This window comes from Pseudomaricurvus sp. ABR4_320 (genome assembly GCF_056159445.1).
In genome coordinates this window covers 1-1439 of record NZ_JBSWVF010000067.1, presented here as the reverse complement: position 1 = coordinate 1439, position 1439 = coordinate 1, and the positions used below count along the sequence as shown (strand labels likewise).

The following is a 1439-nucleotide window of genomic DNA, read 5'->3' as shown; positions in this document are numbered from 1 at the left end:
TGTTATCGCGACAACGAGTCGATATAAGCGATATCGCCCAAAATATCGGCAGTATTATTCAAAAATGGATTGATAAGGCTATGAAGAATATTAGCAAAATACCAGTTGTTGCCAGTTTTGTTTTTCTACAGTCTCGTTAGGCTGTATGAATAAGGCTCGCGTGATTAATCCACAAGTGTTGTTAGGGATTGCCTGCGCTATCACTTTGGGTATTTTGGTATTTATCCCAATCAATGTGTCTGAGCATAGCAAAAACATTGGTCCCTCTCCCTATCGGCAGGAGATTGATAAGCTTTATGCTTTAACAAGTAAGGGCTTACCACCAGAAGCACCTGAATGGGACAGAATGTCCTTTTTAGTGGAAAAGAACAATTTGTGGTTCGAAAATAAACGAAAGGCTCAGGATCTGCTCGATGAAAAAGCATATCTAATAGAAAAAATTATAAAGTTGTCACCACTGCTAGTTGTTGTTTGGGTATCAGTTATAGTTATTTTAGTAAGGGGTTCTAGAGTAAATGCCTAACAAAGCCATAAAGAGGGAAGGACGCCTCACCCGATAATGCGCACACCTTCATTTAACTAAATGGAGGTGTCACATGGCACGAAGAAAGCAATACAATCGTTACAATGATCAGTTCAAGGCAACAGCCGTTGCGCTTACCAGGATACCCGGGGTAATGGCAAAGGATGTCGCTGAGGCGCTCGCCATACATCCAGTGATGCTTTATCGTTGATGTATGGAAACCCGGCGTGGTGAACTTATGGCCAAGAAGAAAGACATCTTTCTCTAATGAAGTGAATAGCAAGTAACGATGGAAATTGAACCATACAAGGCGCAGCAGTATGCACCTACCGGGGCCGGTCGTATGCTACTTCGTTAGTTACGCGCGGGCTTCGCCATTTTCGCGCTCCACCCACTGCGCTGCATACGACGCTGTGCTTTGCGTTAAATGCCCGAGAGATATCGAGACAACGATCAAATATGATGATCTTGAACTGGCACTCGAATTTGCAACGTCAGGCGAGGAGTTCGGAAGTGTTGCATACGTCGACGGAGAGTCAGGTCAAGTATATTATGTCTCTGATGGCGTGGATGAAGAGTATCCCGATGATATTGAGGAGAATGAAAAATATAAATTGGTGCCACACAAACGAGAATTTGGTTTAGGTAAATCTCTCGCTATAGAGTTCGCAGAGGAATACCTCCCAAATAATGTTAACGATATTTACAGAATTTTTAGCTCACGTGGCGCATACTCCTCATTCAAGGGCGTTCTGGAAGATCATGACCTATTAGAAAAATGGTATGAATATGAAAGGCAAGCAACAAAAAATTCCTTGCTTCAATGGTGCAATGAAGTTGGTATCACAGTCAGCATTTAACAAAGCTAGCCAAGCACGCCTACGGCTGGAGCTCCTTTCGGTCGGCCCTTGCTAGC

Annotated in this window: 3 protein-coding genes; all 3 read left to right on the top strand. The window is 43.4% G+C overall.

Annotated features, from left to right (window positions below; translation table 11 throughout):
- Positions 1 to 145: 145 nt before the first annotated feature.
- Positions 146 to 523, top strand: coding sequence for a hypothetical protein (locus tag ACXAFR_RS27370; RefSeq protein ID WP_475183340.1), 378 nt, complete (start codon positions 146 to 148; stop codon positions 521 to 523).
- Between the two features lie 73 nt (positions 524 to 596).
- A complete protein-coding gene (locus ACXAFR_RS27365; protein ID WP_475183338.1) occupies positions 597 to 734 on the top strand; it encodes a transposase in 138 nt (45 codons plus the stop codon).
- 109 nt (positions 735 to 843) lie between these two features.
- Positions 844 to 1383: a UPF0158 family protein gene (locus tag ACXAFR_RS27360; protein WP_475183337.1), complete on the top strand. Its 540-nt coding sequence runs from the start codon at positions 844 to 846 to the stop codon at positions 1381 to 1383.
- Positions 1384 to 1439: the final 56 nt, after the last annotated feature.

Excerpts from the sequence above, each read along its gene's own strand:
- ACXAFR_RS27365 (WP_475183338.1), top strand. The coding sequence starts at position 597 with ATGGCACGAAGAAAGCAATACAATCGTTACAATGATCAGTTCAAGGCA.
- ACXAFR_RS27370 (WP_475183340.1), top strand. The coding sequence starts at position 146 with ATGAATAAGGCTCGCGTGATTAATCCACAAGTGTTGTTAGGGATTGCC.
- ACXAFR_RS27360 (WP_475183337.1), top strand. The coding sequence starts at position 844 with ATGCACCTACCGGGGCCGGTCGTATGCTACTTCGTTAGTTACGCGCGG.